General features: G+C 70.6%; 22 protein-coding genes and 2 tRNA genes. 12 read left to right on the plus strand and 12 right to left on the minus strand.

What is annotated here, in order from left to right; translation table 11 throughout:
- Positions 1-49: 49 nt before the first annotated feature.
- Positions 50-1,159 carry an ROK family protein gene (locus ACIQHQ_RS00815; protein WP_402610587.1) on the plus strand — a complete coding sequence of 370 codons (1,110 nt, stop codon included), beginning with the start codon at positions 50-52 and terminating at the stop codon, positions 1,157-1,159.
- 179 nt (positions 1,160-1,338) lie between these two features.
- Here ACIQHQ_RS00815 and ACIQHQ_RS00820 read toward each other — a convergent pair whose 3' ends face one another.
- Positions 1,339-2,172, minus strand: coding sequence for a TetR/AcrR family transcriptional regulator (locus tag ACIQHQ_RS00820; protein WP_402608743.1), 834 nt, complete (start codon positions 2,170-2,172; stop codon positions 1,339-1,341).
- Between the two features lie 123 nt (positions 2,173-2,295).
- On the opposite strand from ACIQHQ_RS00820, the gene ACIQHQ_RS00825 reads away from it, so the two are divergent.
- The 6 genes from ACIQHQ_RS00825 to ACIQHQ_RS00850 all read left to right on the plus strand — a co-directional run bounded on the left by ACIQHQ_RS00825 (position 2,296) and on the right by ACIQHQ_RS00850 (position 7,206).
- Positions 2,296-2,511 carry a hypothetical protein gene (locus tag ACIQHQ_RS00825; protein ID WP_402608745.1) on the plus strand — a complete coding sequence of 72 codons (216 nt, stop codon included), beginning with the start codon at positions 2,296-2,298 and terminating at the stop codon, positions 2,509-2,511.
- Between the two features lie 99 nt (positions 2,512-2,610).
- Positions 2,611-3,432, plus strand: coding sequence for an LPXTG cell wall anchor domain-containing protein (locus tag ACIQHQ_RS00830; protein WP_402608747.1), 822 nt, complete (start codon positions 2,611-2,613; stop codon positions 3,430-3,432).
- Positions 3,433-3,539: 107 nt separating this feature from the next.
- Positions 3,540-4,319 carry an HAD-IIA family hydrolase gene (locus ACIQHQ_RS00835; protein WP_402608749.1) on the plus strand — a complete coding sequence of 260 codons (780 nt, stop codon included), beginning with the start codon at positions 3,540-3,542 and terminating at the stop codon, positions 4,317-4,319.
- 121 nt (positions 4,320-4,440) lie between these two features.
- Complete coding sequence (locus ACIQHQ_RS00840; RefSeq protein WP_402608751.1) at positions 4,441-5,139, plus strand: hypothetical protein; 699 nt, start codon at positions 4,441-4,443, stop codon at positions 5,137-5,139.
- A gap of 1 nt (position 5,140) precedes the next feature.
- Positions 5,141-5,836, plus strand: a complete 696-nt coding sequence (locus ACIQHQ_RS00845) for a class F sortase (RefSeq protein WP_402608753.1) — start codon at positions 5,141-5,143, stop codon at positions 5,834-5,836.
- 338 nt (positions 5,837-6,174) lie between these two features.
- Positions 6,175-7,206, plus strand: a complete 1,032-nt coding sequence (locus ACIQHQ_RS00850) for a glycoside hydrolase family 6 protein (RefSeq protein ID WP_402608755.1) — start codon at positions 6,175-6,177, stop codon at positions 7,204-7,206.
- Between the two features lie 75 nt (positions 7,207-7,281).
- On the opposite strand, the gene ACIQHQ_RS00855 is transcribed toward ACIQHQ_RS00850, so the two are convergent.
- The 4 genes from ACIQHQ_RS00855 to ACIQHQ_RS00870 all read right to left on the minus strand — a co-directional run bounded on the left by ACIQHQ_RS00855 (position 7,282) and on the right by ACIQHQ_RS00870 (position 12,454).
- Complete coding sequence (locus tag ACIQHQ_RS00855) at positions 7,282-9,222, minus strand: galactose oxidase-like domain-containing protein (protein WP_402608757.1); 1,941 nt, start codon at positions 9,220-9,222, stop codon at positions 7,282-7,284.
- Positions 9,219-11,204: a glycosyltransferase family 2 protein gene (locus tag ACIQHQ_RS00860; RefSeq protein ID WP_402608759.1), complete on the minus strand. Its 1,986-nt coding sequence runs from the start codon at positions 11,202-11,204 to the stop codon at positions 9,219-9,221. The genes ACIQHQ_RS00855 and ACIQHQ_RS00860 overlap by 4 nt, the downstream gene beginning before the upstream one ends.
- A gap of 325 nt (positions 11,205-11,529) precedes the next feature.
- Positions 11,530-12,243, minus strand: a complete 714-nt coding sequence (locus ACIQHQ_RS00865; RefSeq protein ID WP_402608761.1) for a FadR/GntR family transcriptional regulator — start codon at positions 12,241-12,243, stop codon at positions 11,530-11,532.
- Positions 12,244-12,380: 137 nt separating this feature from the next.
- A tRNA-Lys gene (locus ACIQHQ_RS00870) sits at positions 12,381-12,454 on the minus strand.
- A gap of 200 nt (positions 12,455-12,654) precedes the next feature.
- Here ACIQHQ_RS00870 and ACIQHQ_RS00875 point away from each other — a divergent pair.
- The 4 genes from ACIQHQ_RS00875 (at position 12,655) to ACIQHQ_RS00890 (ending at position 16,485) form a co-directional block, all read left to right on the plus strand.
- A complete protein-coding gene (locus ACIQHQ_RS00875; RefSeq protein ID WP_402608763.1) occupies positions 12,655-13,974 on the plus strand; it encodes a peptidoglycan-binding protein in 1,320 nt (439 codons plus the stop codon).
- Between the two features lie 115 nt (positions 13,975-14,089).
- Positions 14,090-15,211, plus strand: a complete 1,122-nt coding sequence (locus tag ACIQHQ_RS00880) for an SPFH domain-containing protein (RefSeq protein ID WP_402608764.1) — start codon at positions 14,090-14,092, stop codon at positions 15,209-15,211.
- 101 nt (positions 15,212-15,312) lie between these two features.
- On the plus strand, positions 15,313-15,918 hold the full coding sequence (locus ACIQHQ_RS00885; protein WP_402608766.1) for a lytic polysaccharide monooxygenase: 606 nt from the start codon (positions 15,313-15,315) through the stop codon (positions 15,916-15,918).
- Between the two features lie 99 nt (positions 15,919-16,017).
- Positions 16,018-16,485, plus strand: a complete 468-nt coding sequence (locus tag ACIQHQ_RS00890) for a hypothetical protein (RefSeq protein ID WP_402608768.1) — start codon at positions 16,018-16,020, stop codon at positions 16,483-16,485.
- Between the two features lie 60 nt (positions 16,486-16,545).
- Here ACIQHQ_RS00890 and ACIQHQ_RS00895 read toward each other — a convergent pair.
- From ACIQHQ_RS00895 to ehuB, 6 genes are all read right to left on the minus strand, one after another.
- Positions 16,546-16,619 (minus strand) — tRNA-Lys (locus ACIQHQ_RS00895).
- A gap of 95 nt (positions 16,620-16,714) precedes the next feature.
- The gene (locus ACIQHQ_RS00900; RefSeq protein WP_402608770.1) at positions 16,715-17,473 is read right to left on the minus strand and encodes an IclR family transcriptional regulator; all 759 of its coding nucleotides are present in this window, start codon (positions 17,471-17,473) and stop codon (positions 16,715-16,717) included.
- Positions 17,474-17,952: 479 nt separating this feature from the next.
- Positions 17,953-18,738, minus strand: coding sequence for an ectoine/hydroxyectoine ABC transporter ATP-binding protein EhuA (ehuA, locus tag ACIQHQ_RS00905; RefSeq protein WP_402608772.1), 786 nt, complete (start codon positions 18,736-18,738; stop codon positions 17,953-17,955).
- Positions 18,728-19,378, minus strand: a complete 651-nt coding sequence (gene ehuD, locus ACIQHQ_RS00910; RefSeq protein WP_402608774.1) for an ectoine/hydroxyectoine ABC transporter permease subunit EhuD — start codon at positions 19,376-19,378, stop codon at positions 18,728-18,730. Before ehuD ends, ehuA begins: the two co-directional genes overlap by 11 nt.
- Positions 19,375-20,085 (minus strand): ectoine/hydroxyectoine ABC transporter permease subunit EhuC, encoded by a 711-nt coding sequence (gene ehuC / locus ACIQHQ_RS00915; protein WP_402608776.1) that lies wholly within the window; start codon positions 20,083-20,085, stop codon positions 19,375-19,377. The genes ehuD and ehuC overlap by 4 nt, the downstream gene beginning before the upstream one ends.
- A complete protein-coding gene (gene ehuB / locus ACIQHQ_RS00920) occupies positions 20,082-21,023 on the minus strand; it encodes an ectoine/hydroxyectoine ABC transporter substrate-binding protein EhuB (RefSeq protein ID WP_402608778.1) in 942 nt (313 codons plus the stop codon). Before ehuB ends, ehuC begins: the two co-directional genes overlap by 4 nt.
- Positions 21,024-21,130: 107 nt before the next feature.
- Here ehuB and ACIQHQ_RS00925 point away from each other — a divergent pair, with 107 nt between their 5' ends.
- Positions 21,131-21,625: a DUF3830 family protein gene (locus ACIQHQ_RS00925; RefSeq protein WP_402608780.1), complete on the plus strand. Its 495-nt coding sequence runs from the start codon at positions 21,131-21,133 to the stop codon at positions 21,623-21,625.
- Here ACIQHQ_RS00925 and ACIQHQ_RS00930 read toward each other — a convergent pair.
- Positions 21,606-23,015, minus strand: a complete 1,410-nt coding sequence (locus tag ACIQHQ_RS00930; RefSeq protein ID WP_402608782.1) for an amidase — start codon at positions 23,013-23,015, stop codon at positions 21,606-21,608. The two genes, ACIQHQ_RS00925 and ACIQHQ_RS00930, sit on opposite strands and share 20 nt — an antisense overlap.
- Positions 23,016-23,021 lie beyond the last annotated feature (6 nt).

Raw genomic sequence — 23,021 nt, forward strand, 5'->3', positions numbered from 1 at the left:
AATGGGCGGCGTGAACAGGGCGGACGACCGTACGGGCGGAGTGGGCGGCATGCACGGGCCGGGACGGACGGGGACGGCTGGGGCAGGGGGCGGGGTGAATCTGCTCGCCTTGCGCAGCCACAACACCGCGCTGGTGCTCGACCTGCTGCGGACGGCCGGGGACGAGGGCATCAGCCGCCTCGAACTCGCCGAGCGGACCGGGCTCACCCCGCAGGCCGTCAGCAAGATCACGGGCCGGCTGCGGGAGGACGGCCTGGTGGCGGAGGCGGGCCGCCGTGCGTCGACCGGGGGCAAGCCGCGCACGGTGCTGCGGCTGGTGCCGGAGGCCGGGCACGCGGTCGGGGTCCATCTGGACCGGGACGAGGTGCGGGCCGTGCTCGTCGACCTGCGGGGGACCGTGGTGGGGGAGCGGCGGGCCGCGCTGGATCTGGGAGCCGGGGCGGAGGCCGTGCTGGCGGCGGTGACGGGAGCGGTGCGGGAGTCGGTGGCCGGGCTCGCCGGCACCCTGCTGGGGGCGGGCGTCGCGCTGCCCGGGCCGCTCGACCATGCCCGGGGCGTGCTGCACCGGGTGACCGGATTCCCTGAGTGGGACGGCTTCCCGCTGCGGGAGGCACTCGAGGAACGGCTCGGGGGGCCGGTCGTGGTCGACAAGGACACCAACGCGGCGGCGCTCGGCCTGGCCGCCGGGGGCGAGGGCGGCTCCTTCGCCTATCTGCACCTGGGGACGGGGCTGGGAGCCGGGCTCGTGATCGGCGGCAGCGTGCACCGGGGTGCCAGGACCGGGGCCGGGGAGTTCGGCCACCAGGTGATCCAGCTCGACGGGCCGCCGTGCACCTGCGGGAACCGGGGCTGCATCGAGGCCCTCTGCCTCGAAGCGGTGGAGCGCGGCGATCCGGAGGAGGCGGCGCGGGTCCTGGGAGCCGGGGCGGCGAACCTGGTCGGGCTGCTCGACATCGACGTCGTCCTGCTGGGCGGCTGCACGGTGACGGCGGCACCGGAGGCCTTCGCGAACGGGGTCGGCACGGTCCTGAAGGCCCGGGCCCGGCGGACGGGCCAGGACACAGTGCCGGTACGCGTCGTGCCCGGGGGCGGCCGGGTGGTGGCGGTGGGTGCGGCCCAACTGGTGCTGGGGCCGGTGTTCGGGCGTGGGGGTGGGTGAGACGGGGATGCGGGGTTGTGAGGGCGGCTCGGCTCGTGCCCGGAGGGGTGTTCGGGCGGGGAGTGGCTGAGGTGGGGACGCCGGGTGGTGGGCTTGCTCGGCAGGGTGGCTCGGCTCGTGCCCGGAGGGGTGTTCGGGCGGGGAGTGGCTGAGGTGGGAACGCCAGGTGGCGGGCCTGCTCAGCCGGCGTCCGCCGGGTGATCGGACGGCAACGGTCGAGGTCCGGGCGCCGCGGTTTCGGCGGCCCTGGCGGTCTCGGTGGCCGCGGTGGGGAAGATCCTGGCCAGGTGGTAGTCCAGCACGGTCCGTACGCCCGCGAGGGACCGGCGCTCGTGCACGACGTCCAGGCCCAGCCCGACGGCTCCCGACACCAGGAGGTCGGCCTCGTATGCCCGGTCGATGCCCGGGGCTGTGATCCCCGCCGCCTCGCCGGCCCCGATGATGTCCGCGACGAGCCCTTCGAGCGGCTGCTCGGCCGCCAGGAAGACCGCCGCGAGCGCGGGATCGGTCAGGCTGCGCGCGTAGTACGCCGTGAACACGCGCAGCGCGAAGGTGCGTTGCTCGTCCAGCGGCAGGAACTCGTCCAGCACCGCCCGCAGCAGCCGGCACGGGTCTGTCACGTCGTACGGAATGCGCCCCCGGGCCAGCCGTTCGTTCTCCTCGTGCAGCAGGCGCAGCGCGTCGACCAGGAGGGCGTGCTTGGAGTCGAAGTGGTACTGCACGACCCGCAGCGACACCCCCGCCTCCAGCGCGATCCTGCGCATGCTCGCCGCGTCCAGGCCCTGCCCGGCCGCGATCCGCCACACCGCCTCGGCGATCCGGCGTCGCTGCCCCGCCCGGACGTCCGTCGGCCGGGACACGGGCGGTGTGCCCGGTTCGGGCAGCGGTTGCCTGCGTCGGCGGTAGGCCCGGGCCTGGCAGCTCCGCGAGCAGTAGACGGGCGGACGGCCGCGGCTCGGACGGGCCAGGGGCGTGTCGCACATCGAGCACGTCCGCATCTTTTCGTCACGCACCGCTTCACTTTAGCGCGTAGAAAAGGTGTGACGTAAAGGAGGGTTCTAGCGTGATTGCAGGCCAAAACCACACCCTCCTGTTGATACGTTCGTATCGTCACTCCTCGCGCGGAAAGGAAGGCTGTGAAATACGACGTCCTGCAGGTTTTCGGCATGCTGTTGCTGGCGGTGTGCATTCAGGGGCTCGCCCGGCTCGTCATCGACGACAAGCGGGGTCTGCTGGGAGGGCTGCCCGGCGGGTTCGCCCCGCTGCTGCTGACGTACGCGGTCCTCACCGCGGTCGGCGCCTGCCTGGCAGTGTGGGCCCACTCGCGCGCGAAGGCCCTGGGGCGCCGCTAGGCGGCGTGTCCGCCGACCGGGGGGATTCGCGCCGCCGTTCGGGGGCGGTTCGCGGGGGTGTCGTCTGCCGAGTGCCATCGGTCGGAAGGTCACATCATCATGCGACTCTGCACGCCCGCTCACCTCTGCCTGGCGGCGGCAGCGGCGGCTGCCGTCCTGCTTCCCGGTGCCCATCCGGCGCACGCGGACGCCCCGGCGCCCGCCTGTGCCGCGCCCGACGACCACACCTTCCCGCTCACCACCCGCGTCCACGGCGGCCCGGACTCCTACACGGCCGGCGGCGGGTTCGGGACCTGGTACGTCGACCTGACCAACACGACCGACCGGACCTGCACGGGCATCCACCCCGTCGTCGTACTCGTCGACGACAAGCGGGCCCTGGAACCGTCCCAGCCGCGCCTCGAATTCTTCGAGGGGGCGCGGGCCCACCCCGTGCGGTTCGAGAAGACCGGCGAGGACGAACTCGTCGGGGCGTTCGCCGACGAGGAGGACCGCTTCGCCGGGTTCACCGTCGGGCCGGGCGAGACCGTCACCGTGAAGGTGCGGCTCATGGTCACCTCGGACGCCGTGCCCAACGACGTCACGGCCAACGCCGCGGTGGTGCAGCGGCACGACGACGACGGCGACTGGGTCGGGCAGTCGAACGACTACCGGTTCGGGATCGACGACGGCGAGCCGGCCCCTGACACCGGAACCGACACCGATACCGGAACGGATACCGGCACGGGAACCGATACCGGACCCGGCACCGGCACCGAGCCGCGCCCCGACTCCGACGCCTCCGTCCCGCCTCGCGAGGAGCGGCTCCCCTTCGCGGAGGAACTGGCCCGGACGGGAAGCGGCACACAGGTCGCCGCGGCCGCCGCGGCCCTGCTGCTCGCCGGGGGCGGGGCGCTGCTCGTCGTACGCCGCCGCCGCTGAGCAGGCCGTCCGCCAGTCGGGACGCCGCACACGGGCCATTCCGCAAGATCCCGCCACTGTTTAGGCTGGGTCGCACGCTGGACCGCGTACGGCAGGAGATCCCGCACATGGCAGACCGCAAGCCCATCGAGTCGTGGCTCACCGACATGGACGGTGTGCTCATCCACGAGGGCGTACCGATCCCCGGAGCCGACGCCTTTCTGAAGAAGCTGCGCGAGTCCGGGAAACCCTTCCTGGTCCTCACCAACAACTCGATGTACACCCCGCGCGACCTGCACGCCCGGCTGCGCCGCATGGGCCTGGAGGTGCCGATCGAGTCCATCTGGACCTCGGCCCTGGCCACCGCCCAGTTCCTGGACGACCAGCGGCCGGGCGGCTCGGCGTACGTCATCGGCGAGGCCGGCCTGACCACCGCGCTGCACGACATCGGCTACATCCTGACCGACCACGAGCCGGACTACGTCGTCCTCGGCGAGACCCGCACGTACTCCTTCGAGGCCATGACGAAGGCGGTGCGGCTCATCCTCGGCGGCGCCCGGTTCATCTGCACCAACCCCGACGAGACGGGCCCCTCCACCGAGGGCCCGCTGCCCGCGACCGGCGCCGTGGCCGCGCTGATCACCCAGGCGACCGGCAAGAAGCCGTACTTCGCGGGCAAGCCGAACCCGCTGATGATGCGGACCGGGCTGAACGCCATCGGGGCGCATTCCGAGAGCAGCGCGATGATCGGTGACCGCATGGACACCGACGTGCTGGCCGGCATGGAGGCCGGGATGCAGACGTTCCTGGTGCTCACCGGCCTGACCCGGCCGGAACAGGTCGAGGACTTCCCGTACCGGCCCTCCCAGGTCGTGGACTCGATCGCGGACCTCGTCGAGAGGGTCTGAGCCCCGGACGGCAGCGCACCAGGCCTCAAACCCGCCGTCACCCGTACGGAGCAGCCGCCGCGCCCCTGAGGATGCGGCGGCTCACCGCGCGGGGGAGGCTCCAGGCATCTGGAGGTTCACGATGGGTTCCCTGAGAGTCACTGTCTGTACGAGCGTCCTGGCTGCCGTCGCCCTCGCCCCGGCGGCCTACGCGGCGGACGCGGGGAGCGTGTCGGTGACCCCGGCGGCCCCCGCCCCCGGCGGTGACGTCACGCTCCGCGTGACCGGCTGCGCGCAGCGCACGGCCGTGGCCACCTCACCGGCGTTCGTCGCGGACGCACGCCTGACCGCCACCGGCGCACACGAGCTCACCGGCGACAGTCGCGTCCGCTCCACGCTCGCAGCGGGTTCGTACGCGGTGCGGGTCGCCTGCGGCGACACGCGACGGACCGGCACGCTCACCGTCCACGACGGTGCACGGCACCGGTCCGGGGCCCTCCCGGTGCCGGACGCCGGCGGGCAGCCGCCCGTGCCCGGATCCGCCGGACAGCCGCCCGTGCCCGGCAAGGGCGGGCAGCCGTCCGCGCCAGGCAAGGGCGGACAGCCGTCCGCTCCCGGCGCCGACGAGCCGTCGTCCCTCTCCTCTCACCGGCCCGGCGCACCGGCCTCACCCGTCGCCCCCGTCCGGGCGGGCGGTGGTGGCGCCGCCGCTCTCGTCGCCGCCGAGGACCGCGGGACCGGTCCCGGTACGGCGCAGGGGGTGGCCGGGCTGCTGCTCGCGGGGGTGGCCGCGGTGGTCGTCGCCTGGCGCGGTGTCCGCCGGAGTCGTGGAACGGACTGACATGCGGTATCGAGACGAGGATCCCGACCAGGTGCGGGTTCAGGGACGCTTCTCGGGCACGGGACGGATGCTGGCCGGCCTGGCCTGGGTGGTGCTGCTGCTCGGGTTGTGGCTGTGGGGCCGCGAGGTCACCGAGATGCGGCACGGCATCTCCGCCCCCACCACCGGCGACATGGCGGCGGCAGGACGGCCCCCGGACATCAAGCTGCCGCCCGAGCACCGCCCGCTGGGCGACGCGCTGCCGCAGCGGGTCGACATCCCCGGGCTCGGCGTCCAGGCGCCGGTGGTGGCACGCGGCCTCGACGAACGCGGGGCGCCCGATCCACCGCCGTACGACCAGCCGGGCGTGGTCGGCTGGTACGCCGGCGGGGTCGCGCCCGGGGCGCCGGGGACCGCTCTGATGGTGGGCCACGTCGACACCGACGCCAGGCCCGCCGTCTTCTACAAGGTCAGTGCCATGCGGCCGGGCCAGACGATCAGGGTGATCCGGGCCGACGCCGAGGTCGCCGAGTTCACCGTCGAGTCCGTCCAGGTCCTCACCCGCGACCGCTTCGACGCCCACCAGGCCTACGGGCCGCGCGAGTCGGGGCGGGCCGAGCTGCGACTGGTCACCTGTGGCGGCAGTTTCGACCCTGCGACCCGCAGCTACACCGCGAACGTGGTCGTCTCGGCGTATCTGACGGGAACCGGCCTGTGAGGGTCCGACGCGAACACGGCTCCCCCACCCCGGTCGACGGCCCGCTTCCCCTGAAGCCGCCGACCGGGCCGGTCCTCGACCGCGCACACGGACCGCGGGAGTAACCCGGCGACTGCGCGGGAGGCCACGGGAGCCACGGTGGGTGAATCTCCGGCCGAAGGCCGGGCACGTGCTGAAAGGACTCTGGAACCAAAGGTCCGCCCCGGCCTGGAGGTTGGATGACGCCAAGTCCCGATACGGTGGCGCTGCGTCATCCGCGCAGGTGGAGTTCGCCTCGTGGGTGCCGCGGGACGTATGTCAGGATTGAGACTTGGAACGGTGCATCAAGGGGGAGTCGGATGTACGGCAGCAGGGGGGTCGGGGTGTTCGCCGGGAGGCGGATGTCCGCAGTGGTGCTGGGGGCGGCACTGCTGATCACAGGGTGCTCCTCCTCCGGAGGGGGAGACGGGTCGGACGAAGGTGCCGACGCGGAGATCACCCAACAGCCCAAGGAAAAGGCCCCTTTCTGGGTCAATCCGGACGGGACCGCGGCCCGGCAGGTCGCCGCCCTGGAGAAGTCCGGCAAGAAGCGGGACGCCGAGCAGATCCGCAAGATAGCCGAGCAGCCGGTCGCCGAATGGGTCGGCCCGGACGATCCGCAGGAGCAGACCCGGGGCTTCACCGAGGCCGCCGACAAGGCCGGCCGTACGGCGCTGCTCGTCCTCTACAACATCCCGCACCGCGACTGCGGCCAGTACTCACAGGGTGGCGCCGCCGACGGCAACGCCTACCGGGAGTGGCTCGACGGCGTGGCGGCGGGCATCGGCGACCGGTCCGCCACGGTCATCCTGGAACCGGACGCCCTGCTGCACCTGGTGGACGGCTGCACCCCGGAGCAGTTCCACGAGGAGCGCTACGACCTCCTCAAGGGTGCCGTCACCAAGCTGAAGTCCCTGAAGAACACGAAGGTCTACCTGGACGCGGGCAACGCCGGCTGGCAGAACCCCGACCAGATCTTCGAGCCGCTGAAGTGGGCCGGTATCGACAAGGCCGACGGCTTCTCGGTCAACGTCTCCAATTTCTACTCCACCGAGGAATCCATCGCCTACGGCAAACAGCTCTCCGCCAAGGTGGGGGGCAAGCACTTCGTCATCGACACCAGCCGCAACGGCAAGGGCCCTTACACCTCCGGCAACCCCGACGAGCGCTGGTGCAACCCGCCGGGCCGCTCCCTCGGCGAGACCCCGACGACGAAGACGGCCGACCCGCTCGTCGACGCGTACCTGTGGGTGAAGCGGCCGGGCGAATCGGACGGCGAGTGCAAGGGCGGGCCCAAGGCGGGCCAGTGGTGGGCGGACTACGCCCTGAAGCTGGCGAAGGCCACCGGCTGACGATCCGGCCCCGCCGGACCGGCTCACACGAAAGGGGCGCCCTCCCGGCGGGAGGGCGCCCCTTGGCGTCGGTTCTCAGGGCACCTTGACCCACTGGGCCTTGCTCGGGGTGCCCTCGGCGTCCGTCACGAACATCATGTACCAGCCCGCCTGGACCAGGTTCCGGTTCTCCGGCACGGTGACCGTGAGCTTGTTGCCGGACGCCTTGAAGGCCAGGGCGATCGACCGCTGGTCGACGTCCGTGACGTGCGTGGCGGCGCTCGGGCGGATCAGCCGGACCTTCTTGACCTTCGCCGCGTCCGACGAGGTGAACGTCCCCGTACCGCCGCGCTCGATGGTCTGAGGTCCGCCCGCCAGCGAGGGCCGGTCCGCGTCGCCGTACAGATAGGGCGGCGTGTAGATCTCGATGCGCTGCTCGAACTCGCCCGGCTTGGTGTTGGCCTTGTCGGCGTAGAGCGAGTCGGAGCCGAAGAACATCACGCGTCCGTCGGGCAGCAGGATCGAGCCGGAGTGGTAGTTGCGGCCCACGAGCGGGTCGGCGACGCGCCTCAGCTCGTTCTTCTCCGTGTCGTAGAGCCGCGCCTCGAAGATGTTCGAGTCGCCGCGGCCGCGGTAGTCCTGCGAGCCGCCGGAGATCAGCACGCTGTCGTCGGGCAGGATCGAGGCGTTCGGGTAGCGCGTGCCCTTGTCCAGCGACGGGCCGTCCGCGAAGCGCGGGTTCGCCTTCTTCAGGTCGACGATCCGCGTCTTCTCGCTGGACCGCTCGGACTCGCCGACGCCACCGCCGCCGACCACCATGTACTTCTCGTCCTGCGCCGGCGGCAGCAGCACCGTGCCGGACGTCTCCATCAGCGTGGGGTCGCTCAGGCCCGGGATCTTCCTGAACTTGTTGGTGTCCACGTCCCACACGCCCGGCTCACGGCCCACGTTGTCCGGCCCGTAGCCCGCGTTGGAGCCCGAGTAGAAGACCTTGCCGTTCTGCATGAGGAACAGCGCCGGGTAGGTCGGGAACTGCCGGACCTTGTCCGTGTAGGTCCACTTCTTGGTCTTCGGGTCGAATATCTCGTTCTTGCCCGGGACCAGCTGGCCGATGTCGTCGAGGCCGGAGACGCTGAGGATCTTCCCGTCGCTCAGGGTGGTGAGCGTCGGGTACCAGCGGGCCTCCTTCATCGGGTCGACCTTGATGTACTTCTCGGCGACGGGGTCGAACTCGAAGGCGTCCCGGATGCCCTGGAAGTCCTTCTTGTCCAGGGCGAGCTTCTGTGCGATGCCGTAGGTGTTCTTGGCGTCCGCGCCCTTCAGGCCGTGCACACGGTAGTTGTCCTGCGTGCCGGTCTCGAACTTCTTGCCGCGCTTTTGCGCCTCGACGTAGATCCGGCCGAGACCGGGGTCGTTGCGCAGGAACCTGCCGGTCGCCTTGTCGAAGACCTTCTTGGCGCGCGGCACCAGCACCGGGTCCTTGGAGACGAAGGTCTTGCCGTTCTTCTTGCCGGTGAACGTGGTGCCCGCGGGCAGGGTGATCGGCTTGTCCGGGTTCTCGTTGTGGACGATCATCAGGCCACCGGCCTTGGTGACGTCACCCTTGAGCTTCTCGTACCGCTTGGTGCCGCCCGCGATCAGCAGATTGCCGTTGGCGAGCTGGGTGTGGCCGGTGCAGAACAGGTCGGCGGGCGTGGGGACCTTCTTGACGGTGCCCTTGACCGGGTCCCAGATCCGGGTGTCGAACCTCTTCGCGTCGAAGTTGTCCTGGTCGTTGCCCGACCCCGCGACGAGCAGCACCTTGCCGGTGCGCAGCAGCGCCGCGTGGATGGTGTTCTGCCGGTACTCCTCGGGGAAATCGACGATCTCCCACTTGCCGTTGGCGGCCTTGTACTCCGGCTTGTTGATTGTGTACTGGTGGTATTTCTCGGTGCTGAAGCGGTAGAGCCACGGCCCGTTCATCCCGGCCAGCGCGAGTACCACCGCCGTGCCGATCGCGAGTCGACGGGCCCGGCGGCGGCCTGCACGGTCGTTCATTCCTTACGTCCCCCAAGTCCACCAAGGGCGATCTGCATGGTCTGGTCGGATCCCCCGACCTCCCCGTGTGCGCCCGGGGTCGCGGCCCACGTGGGCTTGTGCTGCGGGGTGTGCCCCGTCGGCTGCTGCGGGATGGGCGGCGGCTGCGCCGGGTCCTGCGGCTGTCCCCCGGCCTGGGCGGGAGGCTTCTTCGCGTCCTGCCGCAGCTGCCAGCGCCAGGCGAACACCGGCGAGGCGGTGATCAGCAGCGCGAACGTCGCCCAGATGATCATCGCGGGGTGGGAGTGGCCGAAGACGAATCCGGCGGCGATCGACCCACCGAAGATCGCGACGAAGTACCAGTGGTAGCGGAACGTGCCGAACCAGCGGTCCGGGCTCGCCGAGTCGCCCTTGGGCGTGACCACGAACTTGCTCTTGCGCCGCAGCACGGAGTCGATGAGCGCCTTCGCGTACAGCGGCGCCGACAGCGCGGACATCACCATGCCGGCCACACCGCCGGAGCCCTCCGGCTCGTGCGGCGAGACGTTGTGCCGGCGGTTCCAGACGTACAGGCCGATCTGCAGGGCGGAGGCGTTGCCGTAGAGCATCAGCCAGACCGCCGGGTCGATGTTCACACCCGAGGCGCCCAGGCCCAGGAACAGGCAGCAGCTCAGCGCCGCCAGGATCCAGTTGAGGGCTGACATCGGGTAGAAGATGATCATCATCGTGTAGTTGAAGAGCTTGCTCGGCGGCAGCGAGTACCAGCCCTTCCAGTACTGCCCGATGATCGTCTCGTACGTCCCTCGCGACCAGCGCATCTGCTGGGTGAAGAAGTCCGTCCAGGCGCTGGGGCCCTCACCGACGGCGAGCACGTCCGGCGTGTACACCGAACGCCACTTCCTGCCCGTCGCCGGGTTCTTGTGGCGGTGCATCTCGAAGCCGGTCGCCATGTCCTCGGTGATCGAGTCGTACAGACCGCCGATCTGCTTCAGTGCCTTGATGCGCACGGCGTTGGAGGTGCCGACGAACATCGGGGAGCCGTAGCGGTTGCCCGCGCGCTGGATCAGCGCGTGGAAGAGGAACTGCTGCGACTCGGCGGCCTTGGTGATGGGGTTGTCGTAGTTGCCGTAGACCTGCGGGCCGATGACGAAACCGACGTCCGGGTCGCGGAAGAAGCCGAGCATCCGCTCCAGGTAGTTGGGCAGCGGCACATGGTCGGTGTCGACCGAGGCGAAGAAGTCGTAGTCGTCGCCGTGCGCCTCGAGCCAGGCGTTGTAGTTGCCGTGCTTGGTCTTGGCGCGATGCGGGCCCTTGGCCTGGTTCCACTTCGCGACGCCCTTGCGGGAGAAGTGGTGCACGCCGAGACGCTCGCAGACCGCCTTCACGTCGGGGTCGTCGCCCTCGTCGAGCAGCCACACGTGCATCAGGCCCCGGTGGCGGATCCTGACGGCCGCCTCCAGGGTCTTCGTCACCATCTCCAGCGGTTCCTTGCCGGGCACGAAGGAGGTGAGGAAGGCCACTCTGGTGCCGGTCTCGGGCACCACCGGGATCGGGTCGCGGGCCACCAGCGTGGCGTGCGCGTTGGACAGCACGTTCATGCAGCGGAAGAACTCGATCAGGCCGATCGAGACGAGCATCACCATGTCGAGCGCGGGCAGCCAGTCGAAGGCCGGGTAGTCGCGCTCGGTCCAGTGCTCGGGCTGGAGCAGCCAGAACAGCAGCACCAGGGACAGCACCGGGGCCGCGGCCAGCATCAGGGCGACCCGGATGCGGTGCGGCTCCTGCGAGATGAGCGAGCGGTACTGCACCTTGTACGGCTTGCTCGGATCCGGCTGGGTGAGGGGACCCGCGAGCCGGCTGTAGTGCTCGTAGTCGTACCTCGGCAGGGTCTTCTTGATCCTCCGGAACGTCCCTGTCGTGCTCATCCGGTGTGACGGCACCCTGAGCTGGGTGGTCTGGGACGGGTCGTGGTCCTGCCGGGCACCCGTGGGCCTCGACGTCATGAGTCATCCCCCCACACGCGGACAACCGCGTGTTTCGTAGCTTCCTACCGTCTGCTGCAGGTCCCCCTCGACCTTCACAGACGTATCAGTGGTGGATCGCAGTCACCACGTCATCCACACCTTATAGACACGGCAACGCGACCTTCCGGTTGCATGATGCCCCCCTCGGCATCGGTTCACGAACGGGGGCCCCTAGCCCCGCCCAGTCCGCAACCGGCTCCAAAGCCCCCCAACTGCCGCGAACCCGCAGCATCTTGTAAAACCAGAAAACCAGGGTTCTACGGCGTCCATCATGATCGCAAGATGCGAAAGGCGGTGTTACCGGTCATACGCGTTCATTGTGGCGGGTGTGCGGGCTCTGTGGAGTCGTTGTGGACAGACGGGCGCGGATGTTGCCGAAGTGCTCCCTTATGGCCTCCTCCGCCCGCATCGAGTCGCCGGACCGCACCGCGTCGAGGATTTCCCGGTGCTGCCGACAGGTGACCTTCGGGTCCTGCGGTTCGCCCCCGAGATCCGTGCGAACCCGGTGGAAGGCTTCCCAGAACGCCTCCAGGACCTCGCACAGCAGGACGTTGTCCAGCCCCCGGTAGAGGGCGGCGTGAAAGGCCCGGTCGGTCTCGGCGAGGCCGGCTCCCTGCGCGGCATGCTCCTCCATACGGCCGGCGAGCGCGTCCAGTTCAACGAGGTCCGCTTCCGGCATCCGGCCGGCGAGCCGGGACACGAGCCCCGTCTCCACCGCCTCCCTCAGCTCCAGCAGCTGGAGCAGGGAGTCCTCGCCCCGGTAGTGCCCGGCGACCGTACGGAAGGCCAGACCCTCGATCATCGGGGCCAGGGACATCGGGCCGACGTACGTGCCGAAGCCGTGCCGGATCTCCACGATGCCCATCGCCTGGAGCGCCTTCAGCGCCTCCCGCACCGAGTTCCGGCTCGCGCCGAGGAACTCCATCAGCTCGGGCTCGGTCGGCAGCGGGGCCCCGGAGGCCAGCCGGCGGTCGATGATGAGCTTCTTGATCCGCTCTTGAAGGTCTCGCGCTGCCATGGCGAGAGGGTATCCGGCCAATCGTGCGGTGGGCCGGGTTCCGGCCAGAGCGAGGTTCGGGCCAGGGGGAGGTGGGGGCCGGGCTCTCCAGGGAACGCAAGAAGGCCCCTCGCTTTCGCGAGAGGCCTTCCGGTCGGTGCGCCGCCAGGGACTCGAACCCCGGACCCGCTGATTAAGAGTCAGCTGCTCTAACCAACTGAGCTAGCGGCGCGCGCTGACGTCGTAACTCTACAGGACGCCGCGAGGTGCCCCCGACCACCCCGGCCGGGCCCGGCCGGGGTCCCGCAAGGCGCCCGCGTACATCATTCGGACCGTCAGCATGCGCGTGCCGAAGACAGTTGCGAAACTGGCGACGCGCGCCCCGAGGTGCCCGGGTGCCGCATTTTCCGCCGGAAGTGTGAGGGGAATCGCATGGAGTCTCGGGTATTCGAGGAAATCGACCCCGCGAGCGACTGCGACTGCCCCCTCTGTCTCCACTGGCGCCGTGTCCTGCCGCATTCCCGGTCCGGCCGGACGAGTGCCCACCCGGCCGCCCGCCCCCAAGCTCTCGGCGGCGCTAGAGCAGGGGGGACCCCCATGGCTCTCGCGCTGGCCGCCGTACCCGCCGCAGCCGCCTCGTACGACCCCCACCGCCCGGGCGTTCCCGCAGGTGACGAGCCTGACAGCCCGCAGGGCGGCACAGCTTTGCCGCACGGCCCCGGCGGCCGGCCGGCGAAGCCCTCGGCCGCTCCCAAGCCCACCGCGATCACCCGCACCGAGATCATCGACCGGGCCAGGACCTGGGCCACCGCGAAGGTGCCGTACAGCGTGAGCGCCTGCTGGGCGGACGGTTACCGGCAGGACTGCTCCGGCTATGTCTCGATGGCCTGGAAGCTGCCCGGAAACGAATGGACGGGCAGCCTCGCCCGGTACGGGGAGGAGATTTCCAAGGAAGAACTCCAGCCGGGCGACATTCTGCTGTTCCACCATGCGTCCGACTCCGAGAACGGCTCGCACGTCACCATTTTCGGCGGCTGGACGGACTGGGCGCACACCCACTACACCGCCTACGAGCAGACCCGCCCGCACACCCGCCGGCAGTCCACCCCGTACGCCTACTGGAACAACTCCGACCGGTACGTGCCCTACCGCTACAAGGGCGTCACACCGGAGGAACCGGCGCCCGCATCCGACAGCGGCCGGCCGGGCGCCCCGGCCGGCACGCCGTACCCCGGAGCGGCGTATTTCGGCCCCGGCGCGAACAACACGTACGTCACGCAGCTCGGCCGGATGCTCGTCGCGCGGGGGGCCGGCGGCTTCTACGCCTCGGACCCGGGTCCGCGCTGGAGCGACGCCGGCCGGCGGGCGACCCGGGCGTTCCAGCTGGCTCAGGGCTGGAGGGGCGCGGATGCCGACGGGCTGCCCGGCCCGCGCACCTGGGAACTGCTGATCACGGGAAAGGGCAAGGACGTGAAGGGCGGGGTGGTCGGCCCGCCGCCCGCCTCCCACGGCGTCCCCGGCTATCCGGGGCGGGCGATGTTCCGTCCCGGCGCCGACAACACCTACATCACCCAGCTGGGCAGACAGCTCGTCCGGAAGGGATTCGGCAGGTTCTACTCGGCCGGGCCCGGGCCGCGCTGGGGCGAGGCGGACCGGCGCGCCGTCGAGGCCTTCCAGCGCACCCAGGGCTGGCGGGGCGGTGCGGCGGACGGCTGCCCCGGGCCGGAGACCTGGCGGCGCCTCTTCTCGTAGCGCGTTCACGGCCCGCTTCGGGCGGGCCCCGACATCCCGGTCGGCCCCCTCCGGCGGGTCCTGCACCCGGGAACCAACCGTTGTGACGCATCTGGCGCGGAGGCTGGAGGCACGCGTGAGCACGACCACTTCCCACCCGTCCGAACCCGACGGACCGGCCGACGGCACGGTACGCCCCGCCCGGCTCATCCAGAACGAGTCCACCACCGAGATCCCCGTCCACCTGCTGTTCCGCGACGACCCCGGACCGGCGACGGTACCGCTGAAACCGGCGGTCGTCGGCCGCAGGCAGGGCACGGGGGAGCAGCCGCGCCTGCGGCGTCCGGCGATCGCACCGAGGCGGCCGGTGCCACAGGTCGACCCCGGCATCGTGGAGCGGCCCGCGCGGGTGCTGCCCGGCGCGGCGGGCGTACTGGCCGGGGCGTGCGGTGCGGCCGGATGCGTGGCCACCTCCTGGTGGGCCGGGGTGCTGCCCCCGCTCGCGCTGGAGGCGCTGCGGTTGCCCGCGTACGCCGGGACCGGGCTCGGCCTCGCGCAGTGGGCGGCGTACGCGGGGGCCGGGGCACTCGGGCTGTTCGGGCTCGGCGGGCTGGCCCGGGGCCGCACCGGGCGCGCCTGGGTGCTGGACCTCTTCGGGCGCTACCGCGGGACCGTCCGGCGCACCGGCCTGCTGTGGGTCAACCCGCTGCTGCTGCGCCGCGGGGTCGACGTCCGGCTGCGGCACTGGCGCAGCGAGCCCGTGCCGGCGGCGGACCGGGCCGGGTTCGCGCTGCGGGTGGTCGTCCTGGTGGTGTGGCGGGTGCGGGACACCGCCCGGGCCACGCTGACGGTGGACGACCACGAGACGTATCTGCGCGAGTGCGTCGAGGCGGCGCTGGCCCGGGTGCCGGTGCAGATGCCGGGCGGGCCGAAGGGGGCCGGGGACGCGGTGGCCGAGGCGCTGACCCGGCTGGTGGCGGCGGACGCGGCCCCGGTGGGCCTGGAGGTGTTCTCCGTGCAGCCGGTCGGCGTGGAGTACGCCCCCGAGGTCGCCGCCGCGATGCACCGCCGGCGGATCGCCGCGCTCGACGCCCAGCACCGGGCGAGCGTGCTCACCTCGGTCGTGGACTCGGTGGAGGACACGGTGACCCGGCTGACCATGCGCGGGCTGGTCGAACTCGACGACTGCGAGCGGAAGGCGCTGGTGAAGGACCTGACGGTGGCGTTCTGCGCCGGCCGGGGAGAAACAGCTCCGTGATTGGTATGGACATGTTCAACTAGCGGCCATACTCTCGAACTTGGTCTAGACCTACATGCACGGCTCACTGAACCTCCCCCACGTTCTCCAGGAGCGGCAGCATGCGCACAAGGACCAAGTTGTCCGCAGCCGCGGTGGGACTGGCCACGACCGGAGCCCTCGTTCTCTCCTCCGGCGGCGCCAGCGGCCACGGCTACACCGACCTCCCCATCAGCCGGCAGAAGCTCTGCCAGAACGGCACCGTGACCAACTGCGGCTCGATCCAGTGGGAGCCGCAGAGCGTCGAGGGGCCGAAGGGCTTCCCCGCCTCGGGCCCCGCCGACGGGCAGATATGCAACGCCGGCCTCGGCCACTTCAGCCAGCTCAGCGCGCCGCGGACACCGTCCGGCGGGGACTGGCCGACCACCCGGGTGTCGGGCGGTCAGACCTACACCTTCCGTTGGCAGTTCACGGCCATGCACGCCACGACCGACTTCAAGTACTACATCACCAAGCCGGGCTGGAACCAGAACCACCGTCTGGCCCGGTCCGACCTCAACCTCACGCCGTTCTTCACGGTGCCGTACAACGGGCAGCGTCCGCCGTCCACGCTCTCCCACAGCGGCAGGCTGCCGTCCGGGCTGAGCGGCCACCACGTCATCGTGGCCGTGTGGACGATCGCCGACACCGCCAACGCGTTCTACGCCTGCTCGGATGTGACCTTCTGATACTTCTGAGCTTCTCTTGAGTCACCGGTGAGGCCGGCGTGGGTAGGTTCCTTCCACGTCGGCCGCTCGGGTCCGGCGCATCGACTCGGGGGATGCGCGATGGACGTGATGTTCTACGGCATACCAGGCCTGATCATGGCCGGCGTGCTCTTCATGGCGTACTGCGTGCTGCGTCGCTGGACGCAGATCCGCGGCGCCTGGGCCAGCGGCCTGACGGCTCGGGCGCGTTGCCTGCGGACGTACACGACGACCCATGGGGGCGGTCATGACACCTCCGTCCGCACCAGGCTGCACCACGTCTACGAGTTCTCCACGCACGACGGCCGGGTGATCCGGTTCGAGGAGGAGAACGGGCGGGGGACGATCCTCGAGGGCGACTTCGTCACCGTCCACTACACCGACGGCCCCCGGGTCCGGGCCACGGCTCACGCGCCGAGCCGGGGCAAGCACGCGGCGGCCACGTTCGGCGTCCTGGCGTTCCTCGGCGTGATCGTCGTGTTCTGCGTCAGCTTCATGGTGGTGTACACCGAGATGTCGGCGATGGCATCGGACGTCACCGGATTCTGAAACCGCCGAACCTCGAACGCGCTGAGGGGCCCCTCGCTCCCACGAGAGGCCCCTCATCCGTGCGCCGCCAGGGACTCGAACCCCGGACCCGCTGATTAAGAGTCAGCTGCTCTAACCAACTGAGCTAGCGGCGCATGACTCTCGCCTGCTGCTGGAACCGTGTTCCGCGGCGGGCGACGGAGAAAATACTACCCAATGCCGAGGGGTGCTCCGGACCACGCGGCGGCGCCTAGATCGCCATGGAGAGCAGCACCGGAGCCGCGTTGCGGTTGAGGGCGTCCGCGGCCCGGCGCAGACGGTGGGCGTGCTCGACCGGGAGGGACAGGGCCAGGCAGCCGACGGAGGAGCCGGCCGTGATCGGGACGGCCGCGCAGACCGTGCCGATCGCGTACTCCTGGAGGTCCAGGACGGGCACGGTCGGCGGCTGGGCCTCCAGGCGGGAGAGCAGGAGCCGGTCGCTGGTGATGGTGCGCGAGGTGAGGCGGGCCATCTTGTGCCGGGCGAGGTGGTCGCGGCGGCCGGCGTGGTCGAGCTGAGTGAGCAGGCTCTTGCCGATGGCGGTGGCGTGGGCCGAGGAGCGGAAGTCGACCCACTCGATGACCTTGGGCGCGGCCGGGCTGTCGGCGTACTGGGTGACGCTGATCTCGCCGTCGACGTACCGGCTCATGTAGACGGCGGCGCCGACCGAGTCGCGGAGCCGGTCGAGGGTGCGCTGGAGCTTGTCGCGCAGGGCCTGCTGGCGGTGCTGGGCGGAGGCGAGGCGGGCCAGGGTCTCGCCCGTGACGTACGCGCCGTCGGCGATCTGCTCGACGTAGCCCTCGCGGCGCAGCATCCGCAGGAGCGTGGTCAGTCGCTCCGGGGTGATGCCGGTGTGCCGGGTGATCTCGGTGTCGGTGACACCGCTGGAACCGTGAGCCACCGTCTCCAGGACGCGCAGGGCTTCCTGGGCCGAGTGGTACGGGGTGGTCGGCTCGTGCTTCAGCGCCACGGTGGTCTCCCCCTGCGCTTGCTTCGGCGGCCGTCGCCCAGTCGACGATCCCTTGTCACGATAGCCCTTGGGGCATGGCGCCGGAGGAGGCATCGCCCAGTTTCTTGACCGGATCGGGCGTTCCGCCGTACGGCATGACCTCTGGGTATGTCGGCCGAATATGTCAGGTGGCCGGCTCGGCTTCCTTCCGAGCGCCCCCGCCCCGGCATGCTCCCGGGGCGCTCCCCGGCGTTTCCGCCGCTGATCGACCGGCGGCCCCGGGCAAGCCCGCAGCCGCATCCATCGGCGCGGGCCGACCGCCCGGTCGGCCCGCACCGATGGATCATCGAGCGCCGCTGAATCCGGCTCGGCACCGCAACGCCCTGGCGGCTGCCGGGGACCTCGAACGCGCTGAGGAGGTGCCTCCGAACTCTTAGCAGAGGAAGTTGTCGCCGGTGCGCTTCGCGCCCTCGTGCCGCTGACGGTTTTCGCCCGCGTCGTCACAGCACGGCGCCGAGGAACTCCCTGGTGCGCTCGTGCTCCGGATCGCTGAAGATCTTGTCCGGATGCCCGGACTCGATGACGCGTCCCGAGTCGAACATCAAGACGTTGTCGGAGATGTCCCGGGCGAAGTTCATCTCGTGGGTCACACAGAGCATCGTGATGTCGGTGGAGCGGGCGATGTCCCTGAGGACGTCGAGGACGCCCGCGACCAGTTCGGGGTCGAGCGCGGAGGTCACCTCGTCCAGGAGCAGCACCTGCGGGCGCATCGCCAGGGCCCGGGCGATCGCCACCCGCTGCTGCTGGCCGCCGGAGAGCTGAGCCGGATGCGCGTCGCACTTGTCGGCCAGGCCCACCATGTCCAGCAGGTCCTTGGCCCGTTCCACCGCCTCGTCCTTCGACATGCCGAGGACGGTGACGGGCGCCTCGGTGATGTTCCGCAGCACCGTCATGTTCGGGAACAGGTTGAACTGCTGGAACACCATCCCGATCTTCTTGCGGACCTCGCGGACCTGCTTGTCGGAGGCCGGGAACAGTTGCCGCCCGTCGACCGTGATCGTGCCCTCGTCGGGCTTGAGCAGCGTCATCAGCAGCCGCAGGATCGTGGTCTTGCCGGATCCGGACGGCCCGATCAGGGTGACGTGTTTGCCGGCGTCGACCGAGAAGTCCAGGTGGTCCAGGACGGTGTTGTCCCCGAACCGCTTGGTGACCTGTTCCAGCCGGATCAGCTCGCCGGTGCTCCTGGCGGGGTTCTTCTCGGGGTTGGGGAGAGTGTCAGTGGGCAAGGCGTCGCTCCAGGACTCGCAGGGCAAGGGAGGCCACGTAGGAAAGGACGACGAAGGCCACGCCGATCACCGTCAGGGGTTCGGTGAACTGGAAGTGTTCACGGGCGAAGAGCTGCGCCTCACCGAGCATCTCCAGCACCGTGATCGCCATCAGGATCGGGGTGTCCTTCAACATCGCGATGACGTAGTTCCCGAGCGCGGGGACGACACGGCGGACTGCCTGCGGAAGGATCACCGCGGACCAGGTCCGGTGCAAGGGCAGGTTCAGCGCCGTGGCGGCCTCCCACTGGCCCACGGGCACGGCATCGATGCCGGCCCGGTACACCTGCATCGTGTAGGTCGAGTAGTGCAGGCCGATGCCCACCACGCCGGTGGTCAGCGCGGAGAAGGTGATGCCCCACTCGGGCATCACATAGAACAGGAAGAAGAGCTGCACCAGCAGCGGAGTGTTCCGGACGAACTCGGTGATCGCGCCGACGGGCCAGGTGGCCCAGCGCGAGGGCACCCGCATCAGCAGGGCCCACACCAGGCCCAGCACGAAGGAGATCACCGAGCCGATGACCAGGATCTGCATCGTGACCAGCAGACCGTCCCAGAAGTGCGGCATGAAGTCGGCCACCGCGTTCCAGTCCCACTTCACGAGACACCTCCCACACCGGTGGCCTCGGGCTGCCGCGTGACTTGGACGCCGGTTCGAGGCTCCTTCCCCACCCCTGCCTTCAGCTTCTTCTCCAGGCTCCGCATGAGCCGGGTGAGCAGGAAGGCGATGACGAAGTAGATCAACAGGACGTACATGTAGATCTCCGCGCTCTCCTGGAGCGCGAGGCGCACCAGGTTCCCGCTGAACGCCAGGTCGCCCATGCCCATGAGGGACACCAGCGCGGTGCCCTTCAGCAGTTCGACCAGCAGGTTGGAGAACGGCGGGATCATCTCCGGCACCGCCTGGGGCAGAAGGATCAGCCGCATCCGCTGCCAGGGGGTGAAGCTGAGAGCGATGCCACCTTCCCGCTGGGCCGGATCGACGGCGGCGATCGCGCCGCGCACGATCTCCGAGCCGTATGCCCCGTAGGTGAGCCCGAGCGCGAGCGTTCCCGCCCACATGGGTACGAGCTGCCAGCCGAAACTCAGCGGCAGCACGAAGTAGATCCAGAAGATCATGATGAGCGCGGAAGTCCCGCGGAACACCGTGGTGTACAGGCCCGCGAGGAACCTGACCGTCCGCGACCGGTGGGTGCGGGCGATACCCACGACGAACGAGACCGCCGCGCCCAGCAGGGCGCTGAAGACGAGCAACTGGACGGTCGTCCACAGGCCTCTGACGACGAGTTCCCAGAGTCCGGATGTCATCCGCCGCAGAGCTCCTTCGCGGTCATGTCCGTCATCTCGTTCTCGGTGAACCCGAAGGGCCTGAGAATCCGGAGCAGTTCGCCGCTGTCCTTGAGCTTGTGCAGCTCCCGGTTGAAGGCGTCACGCAGGCCGGTCTCGCTCCGCCGGAACGCGAAGGCGCCTCCGTCGACGTGCGGTGTGCCGTCGACGACCGGCCTGAACGGTTCGGTCACCTCGGCCTTGGTGGACTTCTTCACCACTTCCCGGGTGGTCAGCGCCGTACCGGCGAAGACATCGGCACGCCCGGTCTCGACTGCGTTGAGACCGGCTACCTGGTCCGGCACGATGAGGATGTCGCCCTGCCGGTAGCCGGCCTCCACGGCGTAGCCGATCTCGGCGTAGCCGGTGCCGGTGGCCAACGTCGCCTTCTTCTCGACGACGTCCTTGTAGGTGTGCAGCCCCTTCGGGTTGCCCTTGCGCACGATGAACGAGTCGAGCATCTGGTAGTCGGGGTCGGCGAAGATGACCTGCTCGCAGCGCTCGGGGGTGACGTACATCCCGGCCGCCACGACGTCGAACTGCTGGGAGTTCAGGCCCGGGATGAGCGAGCCGAACTCGGTCGGCACGGGCTGCACCCGGTCGACGCCGAGCCGCTTGAAGATCACCTTGGCCAGTTCCGGTGCCTCACCGGTCAGCTCGCCGTTCTTGTCGATGAAGCCGAACGGGATCTCGCCGGCGATGCCCAGGCGGACGACGCCCGCCGCCCGGAGCCGGCCGAGCAGGTCACCGCCCTTGGCGTCCGAGGCGGTGGCGACCCGGCTGCATCCGGCGGTACCCAGCGCGCCGAGCGCCGCCACCCCCGCGAGCAGCGACCGGCGTGTGGGCTCGGAGACGGACCGGGATGGGTGTGCGGGATGGCGCGGTGTGCTTGTGTGTGGGCTTCTCTTCGGTGGAGCCATGGGCGCGCCGCTACCCGACCGTCCGCGAGTCATGCCGACCTTTTCAAGCCCTGCACTCACCCCGCACGCCCTTGACCGCAGCGGCGCCGGGCACTCCCATGGAGGGCATGGCTGATCGCTACATCGAAGTCTCGCTGGTCAAGCGCGACGTGACCTGCACGGCCAGGCTGCTGGACGACCGCGCGCCGATCACCTGCGCGGCCGTGTGGGATTCCCTTCCGCTGGCCGGCGACGTCTACCACGCGAAGTACGCACGCAACGAGATCTACGCCCTTTTCCCGCCCCTCGCCGAAACCGAACCACCCCTGGAAAACCCGACCGTCACCCCGATCCCCGGCGATCTGTGCTACTTCACCTTCGCCGGGGCGGAGTTGGGGACCAAGGCCTACGGCTACGACCGCGAGGTCCGTGCCGGGACCACGCTCGTCGACCTGGCCCTGTTCTACGAACGCAACAACCTGCTGCTGAACGGCGATGTCGGCTGGGTTCCCGGCATCGTCTGGGGCCAGGTCGTCGACGGCCTGGAGACCATGGCCGAGGCGTGCAACGACCTGTGGAGGTCGGGAGCGGCGGGGGAGTCGCTCAGCTTCCGGAGGGCGTAGGCCGGCCGGCCGAGGCCGCCCCCGCCTCGTACAGCGCGTGGGCCGCCCGCAGCACCAGATCGTCCCGGTGCCGGGCGGCCACGAGTTGCAGCCCGATCGGCAGACCGTCCCCGTCCGCGCCCACCGGCACACTCGCCGCGGGCTGCTGCGTCATGTTGAACGGGTAGGTGAACGGGGTCCAGCCCGTCCACCGCCGGAGGCCGGATCCCTTCGGCACCTCGGCGCCCGCCTCGAACGCCGTGAGCGGCAGGGTCGGCGTGACGAGCAGGTCGTAGGAGTCGTGGAAGCGGCCCATCCGGCGGCCCAGGTCCATCCGGACGTCCACCGCGGCCAGATAGTCCAGTGCCGAGTACCGGGCACCCCGCGCGCAGATCTCCCGCAGGCCCGGGTCGAGCAACTCCCTCTGTTGCGGGCCCAGATGCTGCGTGACCCGGGCCGCCCCGCTGAACCACAGGGTGTGGAAGGCCTCCACCGGGTCGGTGAGGTCCGGGTCGGTCTCCGTGACGTACGCGCCGAGTTCCGCCAGCCGCTCCACCGCCCGCCGTACCGCTCTCGCGACGGCCGGCTGCACCGCCACCTGCCCGCCCAGTGACGGCGAGTACGCCACCCGCAGCCCGCGCACCCCGCCCGCCAGACCGTCCGTGTACGGACCGGCCGGGGCGGCCAGCGCCGACCAGTCGCGCGAGTCCGGGTGGCCGATGACGTCCATGAGCAGCGCCGCGTCCGCCGCGTCCCGGGTCATCGGCCCGACGTGCGCCAGCGTGCCGAACGCGCTCGCCGGGTAGAGCGGCACGCGCCCGTACGTCGGCTTCAGCGCGAAGATCCCGCAGAACGCCGCCGGGATGCGGACGCTGCCGCCGCCGTCCGTGCCCAGCGACAGCGGCCCCGCGCCGAGCGCCACGGCCGCCGCGCTGCCGCCGCTGGAACCGCCGGCGGTGCGTGAGGGGTCGTGCGGATTGCGCGTCACACCGCTGAGCGGCGAGTCCGTCACGCCCTTCCAGCCGTACTCGGGGGTCGTCGTCTTGCCGAGGAAGACCGCCCCGTGCTCGCGCAGCCGGGCCACGGAGGGGGCGTCCTCGTCCCAGCGCCCCGCGGGGTTCACGGCCTTCGACCCGCGCAGGGTCGGCGCCCCGCGCAGCAGCAGGATGTCCTTGACGGTGACCGGCACCCCGTCGAGCAGCCCCCGTGGCTCACCGCGCCGCCATCGCTCCTGCGACTCCCGGGCCCGCTCCAGCGCGTCCTCGGCGGTCAGCCGGACGAAGGCGTTCACCTGCGGCTGGATCGCCTCGGCGCGCTCCAGCGCCGCCCGGGTCGCCTCCACGGGACTCCACTCGCCCTTGCGGTATCCGTCGAGGAGCCGTGCGGCGGTCAGCTCGGTGAGCTCGGTCATCCACCC

The sequence above is a fragment of the Streptomyces sp. NPDC092370 genome (assembly GCF_044755265.1).
Classification (GTDB): Bacteria; Actinomycetota; Actinomycetes; order Streptomycetales; family Streptomycetaceae; genus Streptomyces.

Excerpts from the sequence above, each read along its gene's own strand:
- ACIQHQ_RS00815 (WP_402610587.1), top strand. The coding sequence starts at position 50 with ATGCACGGGCCGGGACGGACGGGGACGGCTGGGGCAGGGGGCGGGGTG.
- ACIQHQ_RS00830 (WP_402608747.1), top strand. The coding sequence starts at position 2,611 with ATGCGACTCTGCACGCCCGCTCACCTCTGCCTGGCGGCGGCAGCGGCG.
- ACIQHQ_RS00835 (WP_402608749.1), top strand. The coding sequence starts at position 3,540 with ATGGCAGACCGCAAGCCCATCGAGTCGTGGCTCACCGACATGGACGGT.
- ACIQHQ_RS00840 (WP_402608751.1), top strand. The coding sequence starts at position 4,441 with ATGGGTTCCCTGAGAGTCACTGTCTGTACGAGCGTCCTGGCTGCCGTC.
- ACIQHQ_RS00845 (WP_402608753.1), top strand. The coding sequence starts at position 5,141 with ATGCGGTATCGAGACGAGGATCCCGACCAGGTGCGGGTTCAGGGACGC.
- ACIQHQ_RS00850 (WP_402608755.1), top strand. The coding sequence starts at position 6,175 with ATGTACGGCAGCAGGGGGGTCGGGGTGTTCGCCGGGAGGCGGATGTCC.
- ACIQHQ_RS00855 (WP_402608757.1), bottom strand. The coding sequence starts at position 9,222 with ATGAACGACCGTGCAGGCCGCCGCCGGGCCCGTCGACTCGCGATCGGC.
- ACIQHQ_RS00860 (WP_402608759.1), bottom strand. The coding sequence starts at position 11,204 with ATGACGTCGAGGCCCACGGGTGCCCGGCAGGACCACGACCCGTCCCAG.
- ACIQHQ_RS00865 (WP_402608761.1), bottom strand. The coding sequence starts at position 12,243 with ATGGCAGCGCGAGACCTTCAAGAGCGGATCAAGAAGCTCATCATCGAC.
- ACIQHQ_RS00875 (WP_402608763.1), top strand. The coding sequence starts at position 12,655 with ATGGAGTCTCGGGTATTCGAGGAAATCGACCCCGCGAGCGACTGCGAC.
- ACIQHQ_RS00885 (WP_402608766.1), top strand. The coding sequence starts at position 15,313 with ATGCGCACAAGGACCAAGTTGTCCGCAGCCGCGGTGGGACTGGCCACG.
- ACIQHQ_RS00890 (WP_402608768.1), top strand. The coding sequence starts at position 16,018 with ATGGACGTGATGTTCTACGGCATACCAGGCCTGATCATGGCCGGCGTG.
- ehuC (WP_402608776.1), bottom strand. The coding sequence starts at position 20,085 with ATGACATCCGGACTCTGGGAACTCGTCGTCAGAGGCCTGTGGACGACC.
- ehuB (WP_402608778.1), bottom strand. The coding sequence starts at position 21,023 with ATGGCTCCACCGAAGAGAAGCCCACACACAAGCACACCGCGCCATCCC.
- ACIQHQ_RS00925 (WP_402608780.1), top strand. The coding sequence starts at position 21,131 with ATGGCTGATCGCTACATCGAAGTCTCGCTGGTCAAGCGCGACGTGACC.
- ACIQHQ_RS00930 (WP_402608782.1), bottom strand. The coding sequence starts at position 23,015 with ATGACCGAGCTCACCGAGCTGACCGCCGCACGGCTCCTCGACGGATAC.